Origin of the sequence: Streptomyces sp. NPDC047886, from assembly GCF_043204435.1 — a bacterium.
Taxonomy (GTDB): domain Bacteria; phylum Actinomycetota; class Actinomycetes; order Streptomycetales; family Streptomycetaceae; genus Streptomyces.
Genome location: NZ_JBIDCF010000003.1, coordinates 109871 through 136492, shown reverse-complemented (window position 1 = coordinate 136492; position 26622 = coordinate 109871). Strand labels below are relative to the sequence as shown.

Sequence of the window (26622 nt, the reverse complement as noted above, 5' to 3'; positions counted from 1 at the left end):
CGACATCCCGCCGAGCCTGTGGATAACCACGGCCCGACGAGCGGGCCGGTGCGGGTGTGACCAGAAGCGACCCCGCCGCACCCCGGGCCGTTCGCGTCACCTCGGCTGTCTCTGTCACCTCGGCTGTCCCCGTCGCCTCGGCTGTCCCTGTGGCTCCGATGGCCGCAGGCGCAGCCCCCGTCTTGTTGCCCTTCAGTCGTCTCCCCTGTCCTGACGGAGAGTCGGCCTGAGCGGCGTCGGGCGGGAGGCGTGGCGGGCCGCGGGGTTCGCCGGGGCCGTGCGGGGGTCCGTCGCCCGGGTGATCGCGGACTCGATCGCGGCGATCCGGTCCGCGAGCAGGCCGAGCGCGGCGACCGCGCGGGTCAGCGGGGCCTCGTCGGGGCCGCCGAGGGCGCGGGTGCGGACGTGGGCGGCCTTGAGCTCCGCCCAGCGGGCCGCCTGCTCGGGGGTCAGCGTCCCCTGGAGTTCGGCCAGCTTCAGCAGGTTCGCCTCCGCGCCGCCGGTCAGGGTCTGCGCCTCCGCCGTGTAGTGGTCCTGGACGACGGCCGCCAGCTCAGCGTCGTTCATGACCGGCGAGATCCGGGCGGCGATCTTGTTCATGTCGCGGTACGAACCCTGGAGCCGGAACGGCGGCTCTGTGCGGGCGTCGTCGGACCGGGCGGCGGAGGCGATGTACGCGGCGTTCACGGCGAGCACCGTCCTCCTGGCCGTCAGCAGATGCCGCAGGACCGCCAGGACGGCGTCCAGTTCGGACGCCGCGTACGGGTGGCCGAGACGGTTCGCGTCGGCCGTCGGGTCGCCGGCGGCCAGCCGGGTCAGCACGTCCAGGTCGGCCGGGTCGCGCCCGGCGAGCGGCGCCAGCACCGGGTTCGCGGTGAGCGCGTTCTCGACGAAGCTCAGGCCGAACGCCTCCTCCTTGCCGGTCAGGACGTCACCGAGGTTCCACACGTCCGCCCGGTTGGCGAGCATGTCGGGGATCCGGAACCGCTGCCCCGACTCGGTGTACGGGTTGGCGGTCATGCACACCGCGAACCGCTTGCCGCGCAGGTCGTGGCCGTTCAGGGTGCGGGTCGCGTCGCACAGCGGGATGAACTTCTGGAGCAGCTCGGGCGAGGTGTGCTGGATGTCGTCCAGGTGCAGCAGCACGTTGTTGCCGGCCGCGAGCGCGAAGCGGATCTTCTCCAGCTCGCGGCGGGCCGTGGCGTTGGGCGCGTCGTCCGGGTCCAGCGAGGTGACCCGGTGGCCCAGCGCCGGGCCGTCGATCTTCACCAGCAGCATGCCGAGGCGTTCCGCGACGTACTCCATGAGCGTCGTCTTGCCGTAGCCGGGCGGGGAGATCAGCAGGAGCAGGCCGTGGGCGCCGGGTCCCATCTGCTTGTGCAGGCTGTCGCCGACGAGCGGCAGGTACACCTGGTCGACGAGCCGTCCCCGCACGAACGACGACAGTGCGCGCGGCCGGTACGCGTCCAGGGTCAGCCGCTCCCGTTCGGCGGCGACCAGCGCGGCGCGCCGCCGCTGGTACGCGCGGAACGCGGGCGCCGTGCGGGCGGTGAACCCGCCGACGCGGTGGAGCAGTTCGTCCAGGCGTACGCGCAGGGCCCGGCCTTCGACGCGCGGGTGGGCGCCCAGCAGGCCGTCGACGGTCTCCGTGAGCGGCGCGTCGCGGTCGTAGCGGGCCAGGCCGGGGCACAGCTCCAGCGCGACGGCCTCGGCGAGGTCGCCGGGGTCGGGCCGGTCGCCGCTCGCGGCCGCGAACGCCGCCAGCCAGGACGCGATGAGCCGCCGGCGGGCGCCGGTGTCGGTGATCCCGGCGAGGTCCTGCTCGTACGCGGCGGTGTCCACGGCGTGCCGGAACTTCTCCACCAGGGTGCGGGCCGATCCGCCCGTGACGAAGCCGTCGGGCGCGGTGGCCAGTTCTTCGAAGAGGTACTCCGCTGCCAGGGCACCCCCGTCGCCCCCGCCACCCACGTCACCGCCGCCGGTCCCATCCGGCGTCGTGCCCGTGAACGTGCCCGTGAAGGTGCGCGTGGCTGAGGTCGCGGTCATCGCCGCCGCCAGCTCCGCCCGCAGCTCCTCGATGCCCGGAGCGGTTCCGAACGACGCACGCGCGCGTGCCAGCGACCGGGCCCGCAGCGTCCAGTCCCGCCGGGCGGTGTCGTCCGTGCCGTACGCCCAGAACTCCTGCGCCGCCGCACGCGCGCGTGGCGGGTAGCGCAGCAGGCCCGCCTCCGCGTGGAGGCGCAGCAGCGCGCCGAGGATGAGCGCCGCGTCCCGGTCGTGGACGCCGTGCTCGTACCCCTCGTCGTAGGCGGCCTCGGCGGCCGACCGCACCAGCGCGTCCAGGTCGGGCGCGGCGCGCAGGGCGTCGGCGCCGTGCTCGGCCAGCAGCCGGGCGGCGAGGAACTCGCCCCGGTACACGTCCGCGTTCTCGGACGGCAGGCTCTGCGCCCAGAACGGCCGGGTGTCGGCGAAGCCCGGGTCCGTGACCGGCGCCCGGTAGTCCGTGCCCGTCACGGCGAAGGCGAGCCCGTCGTCGCCGTGCGGCACCAGCGTCAGGTCCAGCGGCTGGGTGTTGACCGCGAACCGGTGCCCGCCCAGCCGGATCGCCGTGCCGCCGTCCGCGTACAGGTCGGTCCGGTCGCGCAGCGCCCGCGCGGCCTCCTGGCGTGCGGAGGCGATCCGGCCCTCCAGCTCCTCCGCGCGTACCAGGTCACCCAGGGCGCGCAGTTCGTCCGCCGTGCGGCGCACCTTGGCGACCAGCGGGTCGGAGGCGAAGTACGTGTTGATCTCGTCCGTGTCGGCGAGCGACGCCAGTCGGCGCGTGATCGTGTCCAGGACGCGCGCGGCCGACGACGCGAGCCGTTCGGCGTGGCGTGCCCTGGCGTCCTGGAGGGACTGCTTCCGGGCGGCGAACGCCTCGTACACCTCGTCGCGCTTCGCCGCGAGCAGCCCCAGTGCCTCGTCGGACTCGCCGAACCTGGCCTCCAGGTTCTCCAGCCGCAGGAGCAGCCCGGCGAGCTGGTCGTCGCACGCCTCGGGGGTGTCGGCGGCGGCCAGCGCGCCCGTCACGGCCTGCCCGAGGAGCGCGGTCTCCGCCGCGAACTCGGCCCGTGACTCGGCCGTGGTCAGCTCGCGGCGGCGCGCGGCGAGCGTGGCACGCGCGCGGTTGACGCCGCCGAGCACGGCGGAGATCCGCTCCAGGATGGCGGTCCGTACGGTCGCGTCGCCGATGTCGAGGCCGGTGACGACGTCGGTGACGGTACGCAGGCCCTCGGTCCGCTCGTCCAGGCGGGCCGTGAGCGGGTCGGCCTCGGCGGCGGTCGCGATGGCCCCGGCCTCGTCCGTGAGCCGCTCCACGTCCTCGTCGTACGAGGCGAACGCGTCGTCCCGGGACAGGAAGGCGACGGCCCGCTGCCCGAACGACGCGAGGTCGCCGGCCATGTCGGCGGCGAGCGCGTCGATCGCGGCCGTGTCGGCGTACCGCATCTCCTTGAGGGTGATGAGCCGTCCCTGGGCGCGCCGCAGTTCGGTGAGGCGGGCGACCCACTCCGGTGCGGTGCGGGGTGCCTCGCCGCGGCTGCGCCGGACGAGCCCGGCGATGTGCGCGGCGGTCTCGGCGAGCGCGTCGGCGGCCTGCCGGGTCAGGGTCCGTACCGTCGCGAACTCGGCGAGCACCTGCTCGGCCGTCGTCCGCAGCCCGGTCAGCGGGGTGAGCGGGTCGCCGAGTTCGGCGTCGGCCAGCCAGTGGTACCGGTCGCCCGCGCGGACGCAGCCGGCGAGCAGCGCCTCGTACGCCTCGGTGGTCACCGCCGCGTCCGGCGCGGCCACGTCGGCCGCGGACCGCGCGACGGCCAGGCAGTCGGAGATGCCGTGCACCAGGTCGGCGTTGCCGACGCGGTCCAGCGGGCCGCTGCCGACCGGCCGGGACGCGGCGTACGTGTCGGAGACGAACGGGCTCTGCCACACCTGGACGGGGTGCACGCGCGCGGGGTCCCCGGAGGGCCCGCCGCGCAGCACGTGCAGCGTGCCGTCGTCGGCCAGAGCGTACCCGTGGCAGCTCACCGGCGCGGCCACGGTCTTGCGGATCAGGTTGTACGGGAGGAGGAGCGTACGGCCCTCCACGCGCGCGTGGAACGCGTACAGGACGTCCTCACCATTGGGTGAGACGATCGCCCGCTCGAAGGCGAGCCCTGCCGGGTCGGTGTCGAACGTCTTGTGCCCGCCGCCCGCCAGGCAGTAACCGCCGGGGAAGACGATGCCGTGGTCCTCGGGGAGCCTGCGGCAGGCCTGCCCGATTCCGTCGAGCCGGACGGTGTTCCCGGTGATCGTGTCGACGACCAGGTACCGGTCCGTGTCCTCCTTGTACGGGCGGACGCGCAGCAGGACGAGCGCCCCCACGCGCGCGTGCGCGATGTCGGCGTCGGCGAGGGACTGCAGGGGCTCGGTGACCGGCTCCTGGTAGCCGCCGCTGTCGCTCCGTACGGTGAGGGAGCCACCGGTCGTCCCGACGAGCACGCCGGAGTCCGGGACCCGGACGAACGGGGTGCCGTCGACCGTCTCGTGGTCGTCGCGGGTCGTCACCGTCCACTCGACGTCCTGGGACGGCGGCAGCACGTGGTCGCGCTCGCCCCGCGCGTCGAGGAACTCGGCCCGGACGCCGGCCGTTACCCCGGTGTGGGCGTGCAGTCGCCAGCGGAGCACGCGGATGTCGGCGGCGGTCTCGCCGGTGCTGAACACCGCGAGGAGCTTGCCGTCCACCAGCCGCAGCCGGAGCAGCCGCGAGCCCCGGTAGTAGCGGTACAGCGCCGTGAACTCCCGTACGAAGGAGGGGTCGTCCAGCAGTCCCGGTACCGCGTCCGCGGGCAGCGGGTTCATGTCCCGGTCCAGCGGGACGAGGACGTCGGGGACGGTGATCTCGCCCGCGCCGGAGCCGTTGTAGCCGAACAGCAGGACGTCCCCGACGGCCACGAGGTCCCGGGCGACGGCCGGCCGCCCGGTGTGCGCCCGCGCGGTGCCGGTGAGCCGCAGCTCGGTGGAGCCGAACGTCTCGACCCGACGGGCGTTCAGCTTCTCGACGCGGCGGGCCAGTTCGGCGCCCTGGGCGGCGAGCCGCGCGCGCAGCACGTCGTACGCGGCGGCGTCGACCCCGGCGGCCCCCGTGGCCGCGCCCGCCCCGGCGGCGGCGCCCGCGCCCGCCCCCGTGTCCCGAGCGGCGCCCGCGCCCCCAGCGGCGCCCGCGCCCGTGCCCCCGGCGCCACCCGCACCTGCGGCCTGGGCCGGAACCGTAGCCGCGGCCGTAGCCGGGGCCGTAGCCGGTGCCGGGGCCCCGGCCGGTGCCGGGGTCGCCGCGCCGGCCGGCGTGGTCGTCGTGACGTGCGTCGCGCGCTCGGTGCTCATCCTCGCTGCTTCCCTCTCCTCGGATAAAAGCGGCCCGGAGCTGCTGCCCCCCGTGACGGCAGCTCCGGGCCTCGTACGACCGCCGGTCTCAGACCTTGGCGGGCGTACCGTTCAGCGCGGCCACCGGCGTCTCCGCCAGGCCCAGCCGCTCGGCGGCGTCCAGCAGCCCGCGGAGCTGCGCGCTCTCGCGGCCGCCCGCACCGCCCATGAGCTTCATCAGCAGCGCGGACACCGTCAGGTTCTGCATGTCGCCGGTGGACAGCGAGCCGAGCACCCGCGTCAGGTCCTGCGTGAAGTCGGCCGTACCGTCCAGCCACGGCTTGGCCAGCGTCTGCGCCGTGTCCGACTGCTGCATGAAGCCGTCGAGGCTCTTGCCGAGCGACATGGCCCCGACGATCCGGTCGAAGAAGACCGACTCGCCGCCGACGATGTTGATGTCGGCGTGCTCCAGGCCGGTGGCGAGCACGCCTGCCTGCGCCTCCGCGATCTTGCGCTGGGCGTCGAGCCCGGCCAGCCGGATGTCCTTCTCGGCCTCCAGCCGCAGCCGGTACTCCTCGTGCCCGCGCGACGCCTCGTCCAGCGCGGCCATCGCGGCGGCCTTCCGGCTGATGCCCTCGGCCTCGGCCCTGAGCTGCGCCTCGGTACCCTCGGCCTCCGCCTTCAGCCGCTCGCCGATCGCCGCCGCGTCCGCCACGGCCTGCGCCTGCCGGCTCTCGGCCTCCGCGAGACCCTGCGCCCGCAGACCCTCCGCCTCGGCCAGGGCCTGCGCCCGACGGCCGGCGGCCTCCGCCTTCAGCCGGGCCTCCGTGCCCTCCGCCTCGGCCTTCAGGCGGGCCTGCGTGGCCTCCGCCTCCGCGAGGCCGGACTTCTGGATCACGTCCGCCTCGGCGTCGCGCACCCGGACGGCCGCCAGGCCCTCCGCCGCGCTCTCCGCCTGGACGCCCTCGGCGAGCCGCAGCTTGGCCCGCGCGTCCAGGTCGGCGGCCTTCAGCCGGGCCTCCGCGAGGGTCAGCTCCTCGGCCGCGCGGTGCGTGGCGGCCTGCTCGGCGGCTTCGGCGGCCTTGATGTCCTTGACCAGCCGTTCCTGGGCCTCCGCCTCCGCCGCGATGACCAGGGCCTGGCGCTCGCGCTCCGCCTCCTCGACGGCGCGCAGCCGCTTGATGGACTCCTCCTGCTCGGCCACCGTGCGGTCCACGGCGACCCGCTCGCGGATGACCTCGGCGATCTCGCGGCGCTCCGCCTCGACCTCCTTCTCGGCCGAGATCCGGGTGAGCGTGGTCTCCCGGTCGCGGGCGATGACCTCCAGCATCCGGTCCTTCTCGATGCGCTCGTTCTCGATGGCGATGACCCGCTCGCGGTTCTTCTCGGCGACGGCCACCTCACGGGCCTGGTTCTCGCGCTGCACGCCGAGCTGCTCCTCCGTACGCAGGAAGGCGCTCTGCGCCCGCAGCCGCTCCTCCTCCACCACGCGGGCGGTCTCGGCCTCCTCGCGGGCCCGGGTCGTCTCGATCTCGCGGCGCTGCTTGATCTCGGCGTCGGCCTGGCGGCGCTCCAGTTCCAGGATGGCCTCGCGGGCGTCGACGTTCTGGCGGGTGATCTCCTTCTCCTCGCTCTGCCGGAACTCGTTGGTCCGGACGTGCTCCAGGGCCGTCAGCTCGGTGATCTTCCGGATGCCCTGGGCGTCGAGGATGTTGTTGGAGTCCAGCTGGGACAGCGGCGTCTGCTCCAGGTAGTCGATCGCCGCGTCCTCCAGGCTGTAGCCGTTGAGGTCGGTGCCGATCACCTCGATGATGCGGTCCCGCAGCTCCTCGCGCTTGGTGTAGAGGTCGGTGAAGTCCAGCTGCTTGCCGACGGTCTTGAGGGCCTCGGAGAACTTCGCGTTGAACAGTTCCTGGAGTGTCGCCTTGTCGCTCGCCCGGGTCGTGCCGATGGCCTGCGCGACCTTGATGACGTCCTCGGCAGTCTTGTTGACCCGTACGAAGAAGGAGATGCGGATGTCCGCGCGGATGTTGTCCCGGCAGATCAGCCCGTCGCGGCCGGTGCGGGAGATCTCGATGGTCTTCACCGAGATGTCCATCACCTCGGCCCGGTGGAGCACCGGCAGCACGACCTGACCGGTGAAGGTCACGTCTACCTTGCGCATCTTCGACACGATCAGGGCCTTGCCCTGTTCGACCTTCCGGAACAGCCGGGTGAGGACGAGGAGCGTGGCGACGACGACGAGCAGGACAACGGCGATGAGCACGCCGACGCCCAGGGTGATGGCATCCATGGGAGATCCTTGCGTGAGAGGCGCGGCCGGGCCGCGTGGAGGCACGGAGCCGAGCAGGGGAGCGAGGGCCCGGAGGGCGGTCGTACGAGCCGGGTACGGCGATCGGACCGGGCGCCGGGCGCGGGGCGGTGGTGAGCGGCTGTCGGGCGGGAGCGAGGGGAGCGGGCGGCGTCAGGCGAGGGCGAGTGGCGGTGGCGCGACCCAGAAGAACTCGCCGTCGTCGTCGTACGCGTACAGCAGCCCGGTGGCGCCCCGTGTCAGCGGCACCTCCCCGCCCTGCTGCCGTACCTGTACGACGGCGGTCGACCCGTCCCGCGCGGCCACCTCGGCCTGACCGAACCCCCCGTCCACCCGTCCGGTGCGGATGGTGCAGGTCAGCCCGATGAAGTCGCGCAGGGACGGCTCGGGTTCACGCGGATGTCTCGCGCGCCACAGGCGTACGAGTCTCCGCGTCACCTGCCGGCCCGTCAGCAAGGCGAGGGCCAGCAGCGCGACGGAGGCGACGGTGTGCCACGGCCCCGGTGCGACGAACCGATTCAGCGCGATCGCCCCGGCGAGGCTGGTGAACCAGCCGGTGAGGGTCAGCGCCGTCACCGCGATGGTGACGGGCACCCCGCCGAGACCGAGCGCGCCGAGCTCGACGTCCGCGTCGTAGCCGTCCGCCTCGGCGGCACCGAAGAGGACCAGCAGCCAGAAACCCACGACGATCACGAGGGCCACGGTGAAGAAGAAGGTGGGGAACCCGACCGTCGCGGTGAGGAATTCGCGCATCGGGGTCCCCCTTCGAAGTACGTGCGTCAGCGGTGCGTAGGTACGTGCGTAGGTGTACGTGCGTCCGTACGTCCGTACACGGGTGCCTGTGCCTGTGCTGTGCCGGTGTCTGTGCTGTGCCGGTGTCTGTGTGGCCTGGTGTGGCGCGGGAAACGGCAGGTGCCGCAGGCGCGGGCGTGAAACCGGTGCCGGGACGCGGACTTCCGCATCCCGGCACCGGGTCGTGCCCCCCGTTTCCGTAGTACCGATCTTCGCAAGGGAAGGGGGTGCCGCGCATTGCCGGATTCCGGCAATTTTGACGACCCCTTGATGCCGTTACTCGTCGGTCAACGTACGGCGGGCGGCGCGTCCGCCGCCGTGCACAGCGCCCAGATGACGAAGACGCCGATCGCGATGGAGATGATCGCCCAGAGCGGCTGGTACGGCAGCCAGATGAAGTTGGCGATGACGGCGAGCGAGGCGATGGCGATGCCGCTCACCCTGGCCCATGCGGCGTTCCGCAGGATGCCCGCGCCGATCGCGGCGACGAGGAGTCCGAGCACCAGGTGGATCCAGCCCCACGCGCTGACGTTGAACTCGAAGACGTATTCGCCGACGCGGCCGTAGACGTCGTCCTCGGCGATGCCCGCGATGCCCTGGAGCATGCCGAGCACGCCCTCCACCAGCATCAGCACGCCGGCGAACATGACGCCCGTGGCCGCCCACGCGGTGTTCGCCGGGACGGGGCCCTCGTGGTGGGCGTGGGCGTGGCCCGGGGCCTGGTCGTGGCCGTGCCGCCGCCCGGGACCGCCCGAGGGGCCGCCCATGCCGCCCGCTGCGTTGCTCATGACCGCGCCTTCCTGTCCGTACGCTCCGGTTCCCCGTGCGCTCCGGTTCTCCGTACGTGCCGGCTTCCCGTGCGTGCCGGTTTTCCGTACGTGCCGGTTTCCCGTACGTTCCGGTTACCAGCAGCCTGTTGCCGAGCGGGCGGCGCGGGCGACCCCACGTACGCCGAACGGGTGAACGCCGGGGCGGGGTGACGGTTACGTGAGACTCGGGTCGCCGCCCGGGGTCAGGCCCGCCGCGACCAGGTCGACGAGCAGGTCCAGGATCCGGGGGCGGAGGTCCGGGTCGCCGAGGCGTTCGGCGAACATCGGGACCAGCAGGACGCACTGGAGCACGCCGACGACCACCTCCGGTTCCACGTCCAGGAGTTCGCCCGCCGCGCGCCGGGCGGTGATGAACGCGGCGAGCGCGGTGGCCGGGTTGTCCTCGGCGCCCAGCGCGGCCAGCCGCTCGGCGTCGACCTTGCGGGCGACCGCCTCCATCTCCTCCGGGTGGGTCATGAGGCGCCGCCACAGCGGGTTGGCGGACAGTTCGCCCAGGGTGGCGTGGAGGAACCGGCGCAGGGCGTCACGGGTGTCCGTGCCGGTCGCCAGGCCCTGGTCGATGACCCGGTGCCTGACCTCCCCGCTCTGGCGCAGCATGAGCTCCAGGTAGAGGGCTTCCTTGGAGTCGAAGAAGACGTAGAAGCTGCTCTTGGCGATGCCGGCCGGGGCGACCAGCTCCTCGAGGGAGGTCTTGCGCAGGCCCTGGGTGGTGAACAGGCGGTGGCCGTTCTCCAGTAGCAGCGTGGTGATGCGGGCCTTCTCCTCGGCGGAGAATCGGGGTGGCACGGTCGCATCTCCTTCCCGAGTCGTGATGAACGTTCCGGTCGAATGGTTTCACGCGACCATGACCCTATCGCCGTGCGCCCAGGCCGAGGCGTGGTCCCCGCCACCGGGCCACGCCGAGGACCAGTGCCGTGATCGCGACCCCGCCGAGGCCGAGCGGGAGGAGCGTGGCGCGGCCGTCCTGGCCTGAATTGGCGAACACCCAGAGGATCTTGAGGGCGAGGCCCGCGTCGATGACGACCAGGCCCCAGCCGAGCGAGTGCCGCCAGAACGCGACGCAGATCCCGGCGATGAGCAGCGGGATGGCCGCCAGGCTCACCCAGGTGATCCAGGTCGGGTCGGTGAACAGCCGCTTCTCCATCTCCAGCACGCCGGCGATCTCCGGGTCGACGGCGTCGGGCGCGGGTGCGGGGAACCAGAAGAAGCTGGACAGCATGGCGACGATCGTCACGGTGAGCGCGACGGGGCGCCGCGTCCAGCAGAAGTACGCGATGGGCAGGAAGAACAGCGGCCGGGTGTACCAGCTGACCGGGTTGAGGTGACGCGGCCAGGCCCAGCTCAGAAAGTCGCCGATCGTCTCCATGGGGAACTCCTCGCTCTCGGAACGGGGTGGACCGGATGTCACCCCAGCGGTCATGGCGGATCTGCGGAACCGTCGGCGGACCTGCCGTCAAACCCATAAAAACACTCTGGACTTTTGTTTTCAATATCTTCTGTGCCGCGCCGGATTCTGTGCTGTCCTGGAAGGGAGGCGAGGAGGTACGGCATGCCGCGCGACGTCCGTATCGGCGCCCATGAGGCGCGTCCGCACCGGACCGGCGCACACCGCCCCGGCGGCCACCGGCCCGACAGGCCCGACAGGCCCGACAGGCCCGACAGGCCCGAGAGACCCGACAGGCAGCAGCCCGACAGCCCCGGCCGCAACCGGCCGCAGCGTCCCCCCACCCTGCTGGCAGGACGTCAACTGGCCACCGCATGGGCCCTGATGACTCTGCTCGCCGCCCTGGCGTGGGTGCTGACGGTCGCCCAGTCACGCGACATGGGGATGGGGTCCGGCACCATGGGCCTGACGCTTCCCCTCTTCCTGCTCCTGTGGGTCGTGATGATGGTCGCGATGATGTTCCCGTCGGTCGCCCCGGTCGCCATCACCTGGGCGAGGGGCATCGGCCGCCAGGCCACCGGGGTGGTGCGGACGGCCAGGATCGGCGCGTTCGCCGGCGGCTATCTGCTGGCCTGGACCGCCTTCGGGCTCGTCGCGTACGGACTGCTGGCGCTGACCGGCCGGCTGGTGGAGAACGACCCGGGCGCCGGGCGCTGGATCGGGGCCGGCGCCTTCCTGCTCGCGGGGCTGTACCAGATCGGCCCGCTCAAGCGCGTCTGTCTGCGGCACTGCCGGGATCCGCTGTCGCACCTGATGCACTACGCGCACTTCCGGCCCTGGGCGCGCGACCTGCGCGTCGGCCTGCACCACGGGCTCTACTGCGTGGGCTGCTGCTGGGGCCTGATGATCGTCCTCGTCCCGCTGGGCGTGATGAACGTGGCCGCGATGGCCGGACTCGCCGCAGTGATCTTCCTGGAGAAGCTGTGGCGCCGAGGCCCGTGGCTCAGTTGGGCCGTCGGCGCCTGTTTCCTGATCCTGGCGGCACTCGCGCCGTTCCAGGACTGGATGCTGCCGGGCCTCGGTGAGGCGGAGACGCCGCACACCGAAATGGCCCGCTGACAGGTCAGGCCCTGCCGGTCGGGGCGCCCTCGGGCGCTTCGCTGGCGAAGGAGAACGGTGCGCTCTCGCCGTACTGGGCGTCGAAGGACAGCCCGAAGGAGTCCGACCTGCCGGACGCCCGGCCGATCGTGTACTCAGGAGCGAAACCGAACATCGCGTTCTTGACGGTGGTGGGCTTCCCGTCGGGACCCTTCAGCGCCTCGAACTCGACGTCGGTCCTGCCGCCGACGGACGCCTGCGGCTTGTCCCCGTCCGAGAGGGAGACGCCGGCCCGTTCCATGCCGAGGTACTCGCCGAAGAACTGGGACAGTTCGCCGAAGGCCCCGCCCTCGCGGCCCGACAGGATCCGTTCGAGGGCGTCCGCCTGCTCATCGCTTGCGCCCTCGTCCACGACGATGCCCACCTTCCAGCCACCCGCCGTCAGGTGGGACGGGAAGTGGTTGTACAGGGCGAAGTCCACCCCGGAGAGATCCAGGTCGTCCAGGCGGCCGTCCTCCACATGGAACCCGGTCACGCCCCGGCACTCCTCGTCCCCCTGCGCGTTGCGGGGCATGCCGTCGACAGGGCACCCGCAGACCAGTACACACGAGCAACCGGCTACATATCGGCCGGAGATGCTCCACGTCATGATGTCTTCCACCTCTCTGCCCGGTCATGCCGATCAGCTGATCCGCCGCCTCGCCACAGCGGCGGGAACACGGGCGGACCGGGCGGAGAGCGGGACCGACACGAAGACCCGCACAAGGGTCGGGCGGGAAAGGCGCACAGGAGAGGCTCCGGACGACCGCGACCGGCTACGGCATGGTCATCGGTACGCCCACCACAGCTCCGCGCGACCGGCGGCCACGCGGCAGGAGCGCCCATCACCGCCTCCGTAATCCACCCTAGGCACGCCCACGACCCCTGTCGATCCGATGCTCCCGGACCCACGATCACCACCAGGTGTCACGACACAGGCACCCACGGCCACCCCCCGGGACTCCCCGGGGCCCGCGCTGGCCCACGGGCACCGCGGCGTCTTCGAAAGACGACACGGCCTCTGGTGATCACGCACCGGCTGCCCACCTGTCGGCCCAGCAGCCAGGAACCGGTCAGTCGGCTCGGGGCCTATTCGGCATCGCAGGCCGTGGGCTCGGATCCAGTCGGTTTCGTCAACCTCGTGCCGGTACTCTCGCTTTTCTCCGCCGCCTCGATGGGGGCGCAGCGCCGCCGTTGCAGTTCATCGCGTTCAACGTCCGGGATCGTCATCGACTCGGCAAGCACGGCGGCGAGCGCGTCCACGTGAGCGCTCTCCATGTCAGCGTGGAAGAGCCACCGGATGTTCTCGTCGCGGGTGATGAGGTCGATCGCCACACGCGCGCTGCTGTTCTGTGCGGTCGCCGCTCGGACGTATCGCACGTGGTCGATCGGGATGTCCTGACGGATCTCGGCTTGGTCCAGGAACGCGTTCGTCTTGGCCGTGATGACGCGGCGATCCGTGACGGCGACCAGGGTCTTCGCCGCTGCCTTGTCCCTCGCTGCCGCCAGCTTCTCCTTCGCTCCGCCGAGGATCGCAGAAAACGGACCGAGAGCATCGAGCTGTTCGGGGAAGCCGAGGACACGGAGCGTCTCACCGTCCTCGAGGAGCCATCGCAGGATGCGAAGGTACGGCTGGAGATCCAGCGATCGGGGTGCGCAGACGACCTCCGGAGCCTCGAGCGGAGGGGGCGGCGGATGGAGGACATCGGCAAGAGGCTCGATCGCCTCCAGAAGACGGGCGGACGTTTCGCGTGCCGCCTTCACGTCCTTCCGCTTTCCCGGCAGCGGCCATGCGTCGGGGCCGGGGAGTTCGGCGATGATCCGCAGCTCCCGCGTCAGCGCGTGGACGAGGCTCGTCGTCTTGGCGAGAGCGGAGTCGAACTCCGCGCGGGTGTCGCGCGCGATGACCTCGGCGTACTGTGCCTCGGCGGCGTCTTCGCGTCCAGCGGCTCTCGCCCTCGCGGCGCGCAGCGCGTGATACCCGGTCCATGCCTTGAGGGAGGACAGGAGGGCGTAGGCGTCGAAGACGATCGCCTCGGCGTTCGTCTGCAGGTACTCACGGTAGCTGCGTGCGTCGGGGCGGCCGATCTGCCGGACATGGTCGCAGGCGTTTCCCTGGTAGAGCTCAAGCTGCTTCTGCAGCAGCGATCCACTGCCCGCGACGTCCTCCCACAGGGACGTCGGGACCGATTCGATCTCTCGCGCCTGGTTGACCGCGCGATCGATGGCGGTGGCGAGCCCCGTCAGTTCGGCCCACTGATCCTTGCGGATGGTGGTGAGGATCTGACCTGTCACCGCAAGGTTGGTCCTGACGAGGCCCGAGATCTCACTCAGCATCATCTGGAGGGCGACCATGGCCAGCGCCGGCCCGATCGAGGCCGCGGTCTGCGCCTTGCTCACCGCAGTCACGGGGTAGAAGCGGGCCTGATGCAGGATGCGGCCAGGAACCAACACCGCTCCGAGGTTCCCGCCGTCCTTGACAGCGAGCGTCGCTCCGCTGCTCAGCAGGGCCTGTGCCGTTTCGCCGATCCTGTAGAGCCCCTGCACGCCGGCGAACGCGTTTCCGAGGTTGCCGGCTACGGTCGCCGCGTTCCCGATCGAGGCGAGGATCGCTGAGATCTGCTTGCGGTCGGCAGCCGGCACGATCCCGAAGTCGACCAGATCGGGCTCCAGCTCCGGCGGGACCTCACCGGCGACGACAGCCACGCCGGGGAGCACCTCAGCCAGGACCGTCGACGCCGTGGTCGAGTCGGCGTCCGAGTTGGACGCCGAAGTATCCCCAACCGGTGAGTCGGCGGTATTGCTCCGGCCGTTCTGCTCAGGCTCGGCGTTCTCCGTCGAGTCCGAGGGGGCCTGCATGCGATCTCCTCCCCGAGGGCGCGCGTAACGGCCGGACCTCGTCGGCGTTGACTGCCGAAGTCTACGGCTCAACACCCTGCGGTTCGGGCTGAATCACGCGGGCTGGCCCCGGATTGGCTGGTGTCAGGCATGACTGCGCCCGGCGGCGCGGAACCGCTCCCGGCGAGGCTTGTTGCGGCTGCCCGCGTCCATGGCTGTCACGTTGCGCCCCGCTTGAACATTTTGAGGGTCGATATTATCAACTTAGCTTGAAAAACATGGATTTACCCACCTTGATTGCCGACTGCGCTTTACGGTTTGGCTCTTGTCGCGCCAATCAAGTGCGTGGCTGATCCCATGGGGGCTTCTCGTGAGCATTGCCGTCGACCCGCTGCGACTGTCCAAGCCGCAGGACTCCAGCACGTACCTCGCCATCAAGACCCCACAGGGCGGCCGCACGGTCTACAGCGTGCGCGTTCCCCTGCTCGATCTCCCGACCATCCTCCCCGTCCCCGACCCGAACAATGTCGACAAGGACAACCGCAAGGTCGACCGCCTCCACGCCAAGCACTTCGGTGAGTACCTCGACACCAAACAGGACTGGGTCGCCCCCGCCCTGCTGGCCAGGGACGGCGGCGGATGCACCTTCGAGAAGGTGGACGACCAGGGTGCCGTCGGCTACCTCACCGTTCCGTGGGCGATCGGCGGCGTCTCCAGCCTGCGGACCATCGACGGTCAACACCGTGTGCTCGGCGTCGCGATCGAGAAGCAGCGCATCACCGATGCCATCTCCGCCGTCGACCGCGAAATGGCTCGCAAGGTCAGCCCCGAGAAGCTCGCGAAGCTCGAGGCCGAACGCGAGAAGCTCATCGGGCAGATGAACCGCCTCAAGGCCGAGTACGTCGGCCTGGACATCTATGTCGAGCCGGACCCGATCAAGGCTCAGCAGATGTTTGTGGACGTCGCCGACAACGCCAAGGGCATCAGCAGCGCCGTCCGTGCCCGGTTCGACAGCTACAAGGTTGCCAACCGCACCTTGTCCGACGTCATCGACCATCCGCTGCTGAAGGGCCGAGTCGACGCCGAGCAGGACCGCATGACGCTCAAGAATCCCAACTTCATGGGCGCCAAGCACGTCGCCGACATCACCCGAGCCGTCATCGCCGGTGCCGGCGGCCGGATCAGCAAGAAGGCTGAGCAGACCCTCACCGACGGCGAGGTGATCGAGCAGGTCAAGGACTTCCTCGACGTCGTCTCCAACGCCTTCACCGATCTCGCCTCCCTCACGGAGGACGACCCGGAGGCGGAACGTCAGCCCGGCGAGCTCACCATGGCGCAGGAGGTGCGCCGGACGTCGCTCCTCGGCTCGGTGGGCATGCTCCGCGTTCTCGGTGGCGTTTTTCGAGAGCTCCGCGCGGGCGAGAATCCGGCCGAGCTCGACGACATCACCGACTTCTTCAAGCGTCTCGACCCACACATGGCGGCGCCGGTCTCCGAGACGAGCATTTGGCGTACCACCGCGGCCAACGTCGATTTCGAGCCGAACGCTTCGGCACCGATCATGCGGACGCAGAACATCGTCCACCTGGTGGGTGTGATCACCGGCTGGTACAAGAAGACCCCTGCGGCCCTCTAGGCGATGAATGGGGACGATAGGCGCCGCTCCCGGAGATGTCGCCCTTCTCGAGGCGGCGCGAGAGGGGCAGGCTCGCGAGGTCGGCGGAGCGACTGGTCACGAGCTGTCATGGGCGACAGATCACGGCCCCGTCAGTGTCCCGCGAGTCGGGGTGTCTGAGGATCTGGCCATGACCAGGCCGGGGCCGTTGAGGTGATCTCGCACGATGTCCCCGGTCAAGTCGCCAACCCCGGATCTCGTGGACGCCGCCGACTGCGGCCCCTGCCACCCGGGCAACGACTCGCACCGACCCCCACGTGACGCCCTCGGCGGTCCGGGCCCACGGCTCGGGCCGCCGAGGCACGCCCGGGTGGCTTTCGCCCGAACCGGCAGCAGCCCCCCGCGCGATGCCGCCAGGATGACCCGGGTGACGACCACGACCACAGACCTATGGCACCACTACGGCCGGGCCCGCGCCGCGCAGGACCACGCCGTGCCCGACTCCTTCCGCTGGGCTTGGGACCAGGAGGACGGGCCGGGCCCGGAAGTCCTCGGCGACCTCACCGGCAAGACCGTGGCCGACCTCGGCGCCGGCGCCGCCCGCCACGCCGCGCACCTGGCCGTGCACCACGCCCCGAACCGGATCGACGCCGTGGACGCGTCCCCGGCCCAGCACAGCATGGCCACCGCCCTGTACGCCGACCTCGCCCCGCGCCTGCACTTCGTCCACGCGGACGTCGTCGCCCACCTCCGCGCGAACCCGGGCGCCTACGACGTGCTTTACAGCCACTTCGGGGCGGTGGACTTCACCGACCCCCGCGAGCTGCTTCCGGCCGCCGCTGACGCGCTCCGCCCCGGTGGGCGCCTGGTCTTCTCCACCCTCGCCCACTACCTGTCCGGCAAGCCCGCGCAGCCGGACGTCACGGCCGTCGAGGTGCCGGCGAAGACCCCGGAGGGCGAGAACGCCACCATGCACCGGTGGGTGCTGCAGGAGCACGTGTGGACCAAGGTCCTGGACCAGGCCGGGTTCACCGACATCCGCGTCGAGGCGCTGCCCGCTGGCGACGGCCCCCGGCCCGCCGCCACCCTCCTCGTCACGGCCGAGCGCCCCGCCACCTGAGACCGGGCCGGGGAATGCCGCTGCCCCGGGCCGAGTCTCCTGGGCTCCGGGGCCGCGGTGCGTTCGCGCTGAGGGTCAGCTGAGGCGTGCTGGCTGCCGATCAAGGACCGGCTGACCCGTCACGGGCTCCGCCACGGCCACCGCACGCTCCTGGAGGAGCTGGGCTGCCCGAAGGTTCTCGCGGACGAGCGCCTGGGCCACGAGGACGGATCGGTCAGCGCCCGGTACACCCACGTGACGGACACCATGCGCGCGCTCCTCATGGCCCAGCTCACCGAGGTCTGGCACGAGTCCCTGGACGACCGGCTGCTCCTCGCCCCGCGCTCCCCGGCCCCGATCCTCGACCGGCTGTTGCAGCAGCGCGCCGCCGAGCGGTGACACCCCGTTTCAAGATCACACCCAGTTGACACCCAGACACCCAGATACAACGCAGTCAGGGCCGGTCTCCCCGAGGGGAAACCGGCCCTGACCTGGTACTTCACTGTCGGGGTGGCGGGATTTGAACCCACGACCTCTTCGTCCCGAATGAGGTTCGGGCGAGATCGCCACCGGACAGTATGCTGTTTTGCCTGGTCAGGACGTTGGTGCGCGATGGTCTCGGATGGTCTGAGAGGGGCTGGGGGAGTGGGTTGGCTCCCAGGTGGCTCCCAGGGGGAGGGTCCCCCCCCATGACAGCCGATTCCCCGCCCAGAACGTTGCGAGGCCGAGCAGAGTCGCGTTCGGCCCGCGTCGACCGGTTCTGGGCCGCCCTTGAAGCGGTCAGCACCTGTCGTTAAGCCTCCGCATCAGCTCGGTGACCAGAGAGTGCTTGTGCGCGGTGTCGGTACGCTCGCTTTGCTGGGCCTGGTGCTTCTGGAGCCGCACTCTCCGATCCGCCTGTTGGGCGGCGGCTACGCGCTCAATTCTGGCGTAGACGATGGCGAACTCCTCAGGCAGCCTGTCCTCGGCTCCTTGCGCCAAGAGGAAGCCCACCAATTCCTCCAATGGTTCCAGTTCTGTGTTATGCGGTTCGCGCTCCGGTTCCGCGGCGACTTGGCACAGTTGCTGAAGAGCGCACTGGACCAGCTTCTCGGTCACCGGTTCACGGGACGCGCCGGGCTTCCGGCGTAGCCAGTCGTACATCGCGATGGATCGATCCCAGTCACCAGCCTCGACGCTTTCCAGTAGCTCCCAGTGCATGGTCTCGACCAGCTCCTCCCAGAACCCCTCGGCGAACTTCTCCGGGACCAACGGGCTGGCGCTGAGAGAGTCAGCCAGGCTCTCCAGGTGGGCGAAGTGCTCATATGAGGTGAACGGGGAGGGTGCCTCCTCCATGACGTACGCGGCCAGCATCGCGGAGTTCAACAAGTTGGCCGTTTCCAGTACCCACTGCAGATGGGTCGACGTGCTGTCGTCCTCGTCCGACGGCCCGGTCCAGACGTAGTCCCCCATCGCCTGGACGAGGGGGACCACAACCGACTCGTGCTCCCGCAGCCGTGCCAGAATGCCTGCTCCATCGGCCATCCGCGCCGCCTCGACGAGCCGGTGTACCTGGACCGCTGGATTGGGGCTAAGTGCCTTGAGTAGTTCTGCGAAGTGGGCGCGACCGGCGTCGAGGTGGAACCGTACGTAGTCTTCAATCGACGGATTGTGGAACGCCACCTGCCCACGCTCTACCGAGACCATCGTGCCGTCCAACACCTGGATAGCCCTGCGGAAGGTCCGGCCGTCTGCCGCCTGGCCCATCTCCCTGCGATACCGGCGCCAGGACCTCTCCAGATCTGCGAGGTCGGCGGATTGCCAGGTGAACAGCAGCTCGAGCAGGTGGATAGCCTCGTCCGTCAGCTCGCTCTCCACGATGCGTTCCCAGACACGCCGCGGGTCGTCCAAGTTCTCCAGCATTGCTGCGGCGATGTCATCCCCCTGGCGACTGGACAGCCTCAGTGTTTCCTCGACCAGACGCGGATTGAAGTTCTTGTGCCGGACCACCGGCCACCAAAGTTCCGGATCGGCGAACCGCCGCTTGTCGTCCGTCGGGAGAGGAGATCCATGGACGTGGTTATAGAGGATCTGGCCCCGAACAACGAGATCCAGGTCCGTCAGCTGAATCACACTGACCGCGTCCGAGACCTCTGGTGCTGCCAGTCGGTCGTGACGAAGACGTGCGTGCTCCAGTAGGTAGTCGCGGGTCGTCATCACAAGCGCCTTCCCGGGCGTCTCCTGGATCTCGCGGATCACTGAAAGCAGCCGGTTGTCCTCGTTCTTGGTCAACGGGGCGTCCAGGGTCGTCCGCCCTAGGAAGTCGTCGTAGAGGAATGCCTGCCGAGCGTCGTCACGCCACAGGGTCCCGATCTCGTCGATGTCCTGGGAAATCTCGTGCACCTCATAGCCGTTGCCCATCAGCCAGGCCACGAGCATCAGCGCCGCTGTTGTCTTGCCTACCCCGGGAATGCCGGCAATGACACAGACCCGCTGGGAGTCCAAGAGCTTCCTAGCTCGTTCAAAGCCCTCGTGCGGGACGAAGGTGCTGGCGACTCGTCGTAGTCGCTTCTGCAGCCAGGACGAGCGCAGGTACTGGTCCTGATTGAGCACGGTCTGAAGGACGGTCGTGCTGCTCAGCCAGAGCCGAAAGTGTCGTCGGACCAGGTCCGGGCGGCGCAGCAGCTCGGCGACGATTTCGTCCATGCCGTACAGGTCGCCAGTGCCGCGCACGTAGGGGGCGAAGGCACCCCGGAGCTCTTCCTTGCCGTCGACGGTCAGGCCGACCGTCGTGGCGATGATGTAGCGGTCGGGTGCCAGCGCATGGGCCTTGGGCAATTCATCCTTGATCAGGCGTCCGATCAGCGTCCTCTGGCGGGCGCGCGGCCAGTGCTTGCACTGAACGACGGTCGTCCCGGCGGGTCCAGTGTGCCGCAGGTCGATGCCACGGTCTCGGCCGCGGGGAAAGATCTCCAGCGGCACACCGAGGACATCGCTGAACAGGTCACGGCAGACCGCCTCGAAGTCGTGGTCAGTCAACCGCCCCAACTCGAAAGAATCCATGTCGTATCGCCCCCATGAATGTCGCTTCCTGCCTTCATTCTCTCCACAGCGGTCAGGGGACTCGGCGCGGGGGAGGGCCTTAATCGGGATTTTAGCCGAGCCTGCAAAGAGAATGAGCGGCCTGAAAAATTGCGGTCCCTCCTATCGGTGGGGCCTGTTGCTCAAGTTTTCGTTGTCGGAGTACGGCTGGGTGCTGGCGGTAGATCGCTCACGGCAGACGCGGATGAGTGGATATAGCGTCGAACGCCATGGCAACCTAAAAAGGTCGGCGAAGAGCCTGGGCATCTTCTGTGAGGCGTCGCGCGGGACCATTCCTCGCTCCCAGGCATCGTCGGCGTTTAAGGGGTCTCGTCGGAGGCCGAGCGGACCAAAGCAGATCAAGCGCACGGGAGTTCAGTCGATGAGACCAGATGACCCAATTTCCCACAGGTTTCATGCCTCGCTGCCATCAAGGCTTGCTGAGCGGCCTCGTGATCAGCGAGGTTACCCAATCACATATGTCACAGTGATCCGCCCTGACGGGCGCCCAGATTTCACTGAGGTTGACGGCGCCAGACGGCTGGAGTGCATCCGTGACGAGCTCTGCGGCTTGTGTGGTGAACCACTTGGGTATTGGCGAGCGGTGATCGGGGGTCCGGTGGTCATGAGGAGCCGCTTGACGCTCGATCCTCCTATGCATGTTGAATGTGCGACCTTCGCCGCTACTGACCCGGTAGGCGGATGTCCGTTTCTGCTGCATATGGGTTTCGCTCGATATGCAAAATCAACCAATGCAGACCAGGTGGCGCGCCCCAGTCGCATGTTTCTCGCCAAGACTCGGTCTCACGAGTTGAAGCGAGACGGTGCTGACGTGCTAGCTCATTGCGCGCCATTCAAAGAGGTGTGGGAGATTCGAGCTGGAAGCCTGGTCAAGCTTCGGGATGCGGCATCCTGGCCCTAACCTGGCAACTCGGGCCAGCGGATGGAAGCCAACCAGTCGTCCTACTGGCGCTGTCGTGGCCGTTGAGGAATTAGGGGCGCGGCCAGGCTGGGACTGCTCTGTGGTGCCGCCTCCGGCATCTCGTGGCGTCCCAGCCTAAGCCAGCGACCTTGATGATCAGTCGCGATCCGGGGCTTCATTCGGGCTCGATGTGTCATCCAGGTCCAGTTCAGACTGGACGGGCCGACCGGGCTGGGAGGCCCGCCACGCCTCGAACTCCTCGCCCGATACTTCGAACCAGGTGCCCAGCGCCTTCTTGAGCGCACTGGTGGCCAGGTCTGTAGCCTTTTCTTCCCGTTTGCCCGGTCCGAGGGTGGGCTCACTGACCTTGAGCGCGTTCGACTGCTGCTTGGTGCACAGGTCGAGGTAGAGGCGGCGGGACTGGCTCAAGCCCTTGTCGAACGCCGTGCGGTCGATCAGCCACGGGGCGATGTGTTGCCACGCCGACGGGGTGGCAAGCGCCTGCAGCCAGAAATACCGGAAGTACACCGCATTTGGTGTGTCCATGTTAACGATTTGGTTGATTGACTTGCTCGCCTCCTTGCTGAAGGCATGCCGGCGATCGTGGGCCCTCCGGCGGTCCAGCTCGAAGAACGCGTTCCAAGCGTCGACGAGTGACGCGGCGAAGGCGGGCAGGTCTTTGAGCTCGGCTCCACCCGGCTGGTTCTTGCGCATCTCCCACAGAGAGGCAAGCGTCATGATCATGCCGAGCTGGCAGGCGTGGGTGTTGAATACTGCGAACGCAGCCTTCGACTGCTTGATGGCGAGGGGAGTCGCTGCGTTGAGGTAGGCGCGGGCGCGGTGCTCCTCGAACTCGGCCTCCTTCTCCTTCAATGCCTCCCAAGCCCGGATGACATCCGTCTTCACCGGCAGATGACCGTTTCCTTCGGAGCGCTGCCGCTGGTACTCGTCGTAGCTGTCGCGTAGGGTCCAGTAGATCCCCACACCGCCGAAGAGGGCGTCATACGCGAGCGCCGAGTGGTTGTGAGTTGTATCCCAGCTGTCCTTGAAGGTGGCGAGGCCGGCGGCATGTGCCCGGTAGGGCGCCGTCTTGGACAGAAGTGTCAAAAAGGCTGTCCCCCAGGAGTCCATGAACCGGCCGACCAGCTCCTCTGCGCGGCCCAACGGAAATTCCGTTTCTCCGATGGCTTCCGCAACGTAGTGGCGTCCGCCGTCGCTGAACTCGGGCGGGAGCAAGCTGACGAGGTCGAGCTGCTCGCGCATGAAGCTGTCACGGTCCTCCAACTTTTCCCTACCACCGAACGGTTGCGCCAGATTGGTCAGGTACTTGGGCGGGCCGAAGATACACCGCTTGACGACCATCTTGAACAGGTGAATGTTCGTCATCACGGACCAGCGTGCGGGACGGCTTCCGTTGATCTCGGGGTTGTCGTACTCCACTGCGTAAAGCGGCAGCTGGTTCTCCGCCCGGCCACGCAAGGCGCTCAGAAGGCTTCGAGTGAGTACGTTGGACAGCTCGCCGTCGGACAGCAGGATGATTCGAGACTCGCTTGGCGGCCGGGCTTCCTTATTGACGTCGACGAAGAGCTTGCGGGCGGCCTCGTGGGGACGTGAGGACTCCCCGGTTTCCTCCGGGAACCAGCACACCGTGACGGGGACTTCGATCTTCGCCAGGTCGCCCTCGGTGACCTGGTGGTCCCGCAGTAGCTGCTCGACCTGGTGCTCATAGAAGGGCCGGAACTGCATTCCAGCGCCCTGCCACGAGCGAGACAGAGTGCGTTCCACGGCCAGCAACCCCATGGCGCGGTGCTGTCCATCGAGAACAACCAGACTTGACTCGGACTGGTTCCACCACAGCTTGCCCAGGTTCGCGGGGTGCAGGTTGCCGTCTCCCCCGAGAAGGCGGTGGATACGGAACGCGTTGCCAGCCTGTTCCTCCTGCCAGCGCGCATCATCGTGGTCCACCGGGATGGGCGCCCCAAGCGCTGGGAAGGTAGTCGGCTTCTTGGCCTGGAAGGGCAGCAGCACGGCGACGATCGGTGGAAAGAATGCCGGCCCCGTCATCTGCTGCTTGAACAGGTACGGGATCAGCTTGCCGGCGACACGGTGGTCGTCGAGGTCACGCTGCAGCAGCTGGTTGAAGTCCAGGTCCCCAGGGTCCATGACTTCGCGAACGGGCGCGAGGCTCTTGGTGAGCTGCCGCTCCGGCGCGTCGGCGTCTCCACCCAGCCTCGCCTTGGTCATGATGTAGTCGACTCGGCCAGCCGGAGTGTCGAAGCTCCCCCAGGTTCCCTGGACGAAGTCGCGGAACGTGAGCTTGGAACCTGAGCCAAACATTCTTGGTGATGCCTCTCAATCGGTTCTGCCGCATGGCGGCGGATGCTGGTGATGCACGGCGCAAGACGTACTGGATGCCTCGATGCTGGAGAGCAAGGGATGCCGCCGGGGCACGGCAGCCCGATGCCAGGGAATCCTCCGGTGGGGTGCTGGGCCCCCACCGGAGGATTCCCTACTGGTCCCTGAACGCCTCCCGCAGAAGCGCCTCGGTGAACATGCCCCAGTAGGTTCGGAGGTCGTCGAGCCGCTCGGGGTCTGGGTACATCGCCTCTGCGTGGGCGTAGGCGATCAGCAAGTGGTCGACGGCGGTCTGCGCCCGCCGTGCAAGGTCGGTGATCTCCTCGGGATCCAGGTTCTGTGTGCCCTCATCGGCGAGCTTCTTCAGGGGCAGATACACCCGGTCGAACAGAGCGTGTCGGAGATTGAACTTGACGGCGGCCTTGCCGTTCAGGTGGTCAATGACCAGTAGTTCCTTGCCGGGCCACGAACCGCCCATGAGGGTGATGGGCTTGGTGCGGATCTGCTCGCGGATCCGCTCGATCTTCTCGGCATCCTCTTCTCGGTCCAGACCGAGATCGACCACAGCCTGCTCGACAACCCTTTCCTCGTCTTCAGGGGTCGCGCCACGGCCGGCGATCCCTCTCGGGAAGTTCGGAAAGACCCGAGCTGCAGTGTCCATCGTCTCGGTGTGCTCACCGTCCTCAAGACGCTTGCGCTTCTCGGTCTCCTTCCAGTCCGCGCGGACCTTCTTGAGGGCCTGCTTCACGGGTGCCTTCAGCCATTCGCGAAGCTCACTGCGGAGCTTGCTGACCGGCTCCGTCCCGCGCTTGACATTGCGCACCTGGAAGTACTCGTCCAGCTCCGCTGGGAAGCTCACCTCGATTGCGACGTAACGCAGGACCTTGTCGCTGCGTCCACCTTCGAGCAGCCGTGGCACGATGTCGTAGTAAATTTCCCGACCGTTGCGCAGGATGCTGATTTTGGCAGTGTTGTCCTCGTTGATCTGAAACTCGGAGATGTCGTGGCCCTTGTGGTCCGTGCCACCGCCGGCACCCGGGTAGGGACGGAACTCGCGGGGCACGATGGCGACGGCAACGTGCACCTTGTGGCCGTCGATCCTTAGGTCAGTCTCCTCAATGAGCTCACCGCGGGGGTCGAGCGGCTTGTAGCGCGAGATGATTCTCGGGTTGTCGCGCAGGAACAGTGGATCATGCAGCGTGGTGACCTTGCCGTCCAGCTCGATGGTCCTGCCCGTATCGATGTAGGTGCGGAAGGCACGGGCGATGAACTTGCGGAGCTCAGCGATCTTCTGATCCAGCGAGGTGCCGTAGGTCCCACCGCTGGAAAGTCGGTCGATCTTGCCGAACACGACGAGTGTGCCGGATGCGAACGGTGTCTCGTCACGGCCGGTCATCAGCTTGGCGGCCTCGGCGGGCCACTCCTGGACCTCGTCGGTGGTGATGTAGTGCTGCTTCCCCTCGCGGATCTCCTGCAGGTCGATGTAGCTGTGGTAGATCTTCGTGCTGCCGGTCTGTCGGCTGTAGATGTCGATGCGCTCACCGAGGCTGAGCCCGGCGAGCTTGAGCCCGACACCGAAACGTCCCAGCCCCTTTCGCTCGCCGTAGCGGCTGCTGTAGCCCATCGAGAGCACGTGGTGCATCTTTGTGGGCTCGATGCCGACGCCGTTGTCGGCAATAAGGATCCTGTCGATCGTCTTTTTGCCGCGGCCGAAGATCGTCCGCACGCGCATCAGGGTGGCCTCGGCCTCGATGGAGTTGTCCAGCGGCTCACCGATGGCCGCGGTCAGGTCGAAGCCGGCGTCCCGCATGGAGTCCAGCGCCCGGTCGACCTGAATGAGATCGGCGCGCTGGTCGTGTGGGGCGAGGAACATGGGTGTAGTCATCGTCAGTCCTTCGTCGTAGCGGGCCGCACGTGCTCCTGGGCGGCGTAGATGCGGTCTCGGCGAGCGGCCTGTTGCTGGGGTAGGCAGAAGGTGCAGGGAATGGGGTGCCCCTCTGGCCGCGCCGGGTGAATCCGATTGGAGGCGTCAGGGGTGAGAAGGTGGAACAGCGCGCACTCGACCATGTAAGCGCTGGCGGCGCTGTGGTGTACGTCGTAGGTGAAGTAGTCGGCGCGGCGGTCTGAGCAGTGCCGTAGGAGCCGTCGACGGATGTCCGTGTCGCTTCGGCCGACGTAGGTGGGGTGGCCGTCCTCCGAGTACAGGACGTAGGTGCCGATCCGCTGCGGCGGTATGAGCGTACGCACGAGGCTCGGGCTGAGCCTTACAGGGATGGGGGTCACGCTGCCTCCGCGGCCTGCCAGAGGGCTCGCGCGCGGCGCCGGGCTCGGCTGACGCGCTCACGCATGCGCTGCAGCGGTACCGCTTGCCGGTCGGCCAAGGAGGCAGCGTCGTGGCCGATGGCAAGGTTGTTGAGCAATACCCGCTCTGCGTGGGTGAGGTTCGGTTCGGTGTTGACCCACGCGAGGAGTTCGGCGGCCAGAAGGCTGGAATCGGGCTGCCCGCGGTTGACGTGGTCAGGCGCAAGCGGGATGAATTGGGCGATGGCTCGGCGACGCTCGAGCACCTCGTAAGCATGCCCCATGGCCGACTTGGTGCGGTAAGGGCCTGGAGTAGAGGCGTCCGTCGGGTTGCGCAGGAGCTCGTCGAGTGCGCGGTCGATACGGTCGAGCTCGTAGGTGTCCCTGCTAGCCAGCGCCTGCTTCTGCAGCGCGCTGACCGCCCCGGCGACGGGGTGGCTGATCATGCTGTTCGCTCCGGGTGTCTGGTGGTGGGCCCCATGCGGTGGCACACGTCCGAAAAGTGAAGCGGTGTTATGTGGTTGTAGGCCCAGCGTACTGCCAGGGGCTGACAGAGCGCGGCCGTTTGCGTGAAGTCCGCGCCGTTGAGCGGGCTTTGCTCT

Annotated in this window: 17 protein-coding genes and 1 pseudogene; 5 read left to right on the top strand and 13 right to left on the bottom strand. The window is 69.0% G+C overall.

Annotated elements, in window-relative coordinates; translation table 11 throughout:
• Nucleotides 1–192 precede the first annotated feature (192 nt).
• The 6 genes from ACGF5U_RS12140 to ACGF5U_RS12115 all read right to left on the bottom strand — a co-directional run bounded on the left by ACGF5U_RS12140 (nucleotide 193) and on the right by ACGF5U_RS12115 (nucleotide 10675).
• The gene (locus tag ACGF5U_RS12140) at nucleotides 193–5397 is read right to left on the bottom strand and encodes a DNA repair ATPase (protein WP_392709943.1); all 5205 of its coding nucleotides are present in this window, start codon (nucleotides 5395–5397) and stop codon (nucleotides 193–195) included.
• Between the two features lie 88 nt (nucleotides 5398–5485).
• Nucleotides 5486–7669 (bottom strand): SPFH domain-containing protein, encoded by a 2184-nt coding sequence (locus ACGF5U_RS12135; protein WP_392709942.1) that lies wholly within the window; start codon nucleotides 7667–7669, stop codon nucleotides 5486–5488.
• Nucleotides 7670–7840: 171 nt separating this feature from the next.
• Nucleotides 7841–8440 (bottom strand): hypothetical protein, encoded by a 600-nt coding sequence (locus tag ACGF5U_RS12130; RefSeq protein WP_392709941.1) that lies wholly within the window; start codon nucleotides 8438–8440, stop codon nucleotides 7841–7843.
• Nucleotides 8441–8766: 326 nt separating this feature from the next.
• Nucleotides 8767–9267, bottom strand: a complete 501-nt coding sequence (locus ACGF5U_RS12125; protein WP_392709939.1) for a hypothetical protein — start codon at nucleotides 9265–9267, stop codon at nucleotides 8767–8769.
• 195 nt (nucleotides 9268–9462) lie between these two features.
• Nucleotides 9463–10095 (bottom strand): TetR/AcrR family transcriptional regulator, encoded by a 633-nt coding sequence (locus ACGF5U_RS12120; protein ID WP_392709937.1) that lies wholly within the window; start codon nucleotides 10093–10095, stop codon nucleotides 9463–9465.
• Between the two features lie 64 nt (nucleotides 10096–10159).
• The gene (locus tag ACGF5U_RS12115) at nucleotides 10160–10675 is read right to left on the bottom strand and encodes a hypothetical protein (RefSeq protein ID WP_392709936.1); all 516 of its coding nucleotides are present in this window, start codon (nucleotides 10673–10675) and stop codon (nucleotides 10160–10162) included.
• A 402-nt stretch (nucleotides 10676–11077) separates the two neighbouring features.
• On the opposite strand from ACGF5U_RS12115, the gene ACGF5U_RS12110 reads away from it, so the two are divergent.
• The gene (locus ACGF5U_RS12110; protein WP_392710627.1) at nucleotides 11078–11812 is read left to right on the top strand and encodes a DUF2182 domain-containing protein; all 735 of its coding nucleotides are present in this window, start codon (nucleotides 11078–11080) and stop codon (nucleotides 11810–11812) included.
• Between the two features lie 4 nt (nucleotides 11813–11816).
• On the opposite strand, the gene ACGF5U_RS12105 is transcribed toward ACGF5U_RS12110, so the two are convergent.
• Both ACGF5U_RS12105 and ACGF5U_RS12100 read right to left on the bottom strand, forming a co-directional pair.
• Entirely contained in the window at nucleotides 11817–12440 is a 624-nt protein-coding gene (locus tag ACGF5U_RS12105) for a DUF1326 domain-containing protein (protein ID WP_392709934.1), read from the bottom strand.
• Nucleotides 12441–12919: 479 nt separating this feature from the next.
• Nucleotides 12920–14689 (bottom strand): hypothetical protein, encoded by a 1770-nt coding sequence (locus ACGF5U_RS12100; protein ID WP_392709933.1) that lies wholly within the window; start codon nucleotides 14687–14689, stop codon nucleotides 12920–12922.
• A 349-nt stretch (nucleotides 14690–15038) separates the two neighbouring features.
• Here ACGF5U_RS12100 and ACGF5U_RS12095 point away from each other — a divergent pair, with 349 nt between their 5' ends.
• From ACGF5U_RS12095 to ACGF5U_RS12080, 4 genes and pseudogenes are all read left to right on the top strand, one after another.
• Nucleotides 15039–16304 (top strand): DNA sulfur modification protein DndB, encoded by a 1266-nt coding sequence (locus ACGF5U_RS12095; RefSeq protein WP_392709932.1) that lies wholly within the window; start codon nucleotides 15039–15041, stop codon nucleotides 16302–16304.
• A gap of 397 nt (nucleotides 16305–16701) precedes the next feature.
• On the top strand, nucleotides 16702–17403 hold the full coding sequence (locus ACGF5U_RS12090; RefSeq protein WP_392709931.1) for a class I SAM-dependent methyltransferase: 702 nt from the start codon (nucleotides 16702–16704) through the stop codon (nucleotides 17401–17403).
• Between the two features lie 93 nt (nucleotides 17404–17496).
• A pseudogene (locus tag ACGF5U_RS12085) lies at nucleotides 17497–17634 on the top strand (LacI family transcriptional regulator); the annotation flags it as partial.
• A gap of 3 nt (nucleotides 17635–17637) precedes the next feature.
• Nucleotides 17638–17781 carry a hypothetical protein gene (locus ACGF5U_RS12080; protein ID WP_392709930.1) on the top strand — a complete coding sequence of 48 codons (144 nt, stop codon included), beginning with the start codon at nucleotides 17638–17640 and terminating at the stop codon, nucleotides 17779–17781.
• Between the two features lie 381 nt (nucleotides 17782–18162).
• On the opposite strand, the gene ACGF5U_RS12075 is transcribed toward ACGF5U_RS12080, so the two are convergent.
• The 5 genes from ACGF5U_RS12075 to ACGF5U_RS12055 form a co-directional block, all read right to left on the bottom strand.
• Nucleotides 18163–20424, bottom strand: a complete 2262-nt coding sequence (locus tag ACGF5U_RS12075; RefSeq protein ID WP_392709928.1) for a restriction endonuclease — start codon at nucleotides 20422–20424, stop codon at nucleotides 18163–18165.
• Nucleotides 20425–21520: 1096 nt separating this feature from the next.
• A complete protein-coding gene (locus tag ACGF5U_RS12070; protein WP_392709926.1) occupies nucleotides 21521–23608 on the bottom strand; it encodes a hypothetical protein in 2088 nt (695 codons plus the stop codon).
• Between the two features lie 265 nt (nucleotides 23609–23873).
• Nucleotides 23874–25604, bottom strand: coding sequence for an ATP-binding protein (locus tag ACGF5U_RS12065; protein ID WP_392709924.1), 1731 nt, complete (start codon nucleotides 25602–25604; stop codon nucleotides 23874–23876).
• 2 nt (nucleotides 25605–25606) lie between these two features.
• Nucleotides 25607–25966, bottom strand: coding sequence for a GIY-YIG nuclease family protein (locus ACGF5U_RS12060; RefSeq protein WP_392709922.1), 360 nt, complete (start codon nucleotides 25964–25966; stop codon nucleotides 25607–25609).
• A 32-nt stretch (nucleotides 25967–25998) separates the two neighbouring features.
• Complete coding sequence (locus ACGF5U_RS12055; protein ID WP_392709921.1) at nucleotides 25999–26466, bottom strand: hypothetical protein; 468 nt, start codon at nucleotides 26464–26466, stop codon at nucleotides 25999–26001.
• Nucleotides 26467–26622: the final 156 nt, after the last annotated feature.

Excerpts from the sequence above, each read along its gene's own strand:
- ACGF5U_RS12055 (WP_392709921.1), bottom strand. The coding sequence starts at position 26,466 with ATGATCAGCCACCCCGTCGCCGGGGCGGTCAGCGCGCTGCAGAAGCAG.
- ACGF5U_RS12065 (WP_392709924.1), bottom strand. The coding sequence starts at position 25,604 with ATGACTACACCCATGTTCCTCGCCCCACACGACCAGCGCGCCGATCTC.
- ACGF5U_RS12070 (WP_392709926.1), bottom strand. The coding sequence starts at position 23,608 with ATGACCAAGGCGAGGCTGGGTGGAGACGCCGACGCGCCGGAGCGGCAG.
- ACGF5U_RS12140 (WP_392709943.1), bottom strand. The coding sequence starts at position 5,397 with ATGAGCACCGAGCGCGCGACGCACGTCACGACGACCACGCCGGCCGGC.
- ACGF5U_RS12105 (WP_392709934.1), bottom strand. The coding sequence starts at position 12,440 with ATGACGTGGAGCATCTCCGGCCGATATGTAGCCGGTTGCTCGTGTGTA.
- ACGF5U_RS12100 (WP_392709933.1), bottom strand. The coding sequence starts at position 14,689 with ATGCAGGCCCCCTCGGACTCGACGGAGAACGCCGAGCCTGAGCAGAAC.
- ACGF5U_RS12075 (WP_392709928.1), bottom strand. The coding sequence starts at position 20,424 with ATGGATTCTTTCGAGTTGGGGCGGTTGACTGACCACGACTTCGAGGCG.
- ACGF5U_RS12110 (WP_392710627.1), top strand. The coding sequence starts at position 11,078 with ATGACTCTGCTCGCCGCCCTGGCGTGGGTGCTGACGGTCGCCCAGTCA.
- ACGF5U_RS12130 (WP_392709941.1), bottom strand. The coding sequence starts at position 8,440 with ATGCGCGAATTCCTCACCGCGACGGTCGGGTTCCCCACCTTCTTCTTC.
- ACGF5U_RS12125 (WP_392709939.1), bottom strand. The coding sequence starts at position 9,267 with ATGAGCAACGCAGCGGGCGGCATGGGCGGCCCCTCGGGCGGTCCCGGG.
- ACGF5U_RS12135 (WP_392709942.1), bottom strand. The coding sequence starts at position 7,669 with ATGGATGCCATCACCCTGGGCGTCGGCGTGCTCATCGCCGTTGTCCTG.
- ACGF5U_RS12090 (WP_392709931.1), top strand. The coding sequence starts at position 16,702 with ATGACCCGGGTGACGACCACGACCACAGACCTATGGCACCACTACGGC.
- ACGF5U_RS12115 (WP_392709936.1), bottom strand. The coding sequence starts at position 10,675 with ATGGAGACGATCGGCGACTTTCTGAGCTGGGCCTGGCCGCGTCACCTC.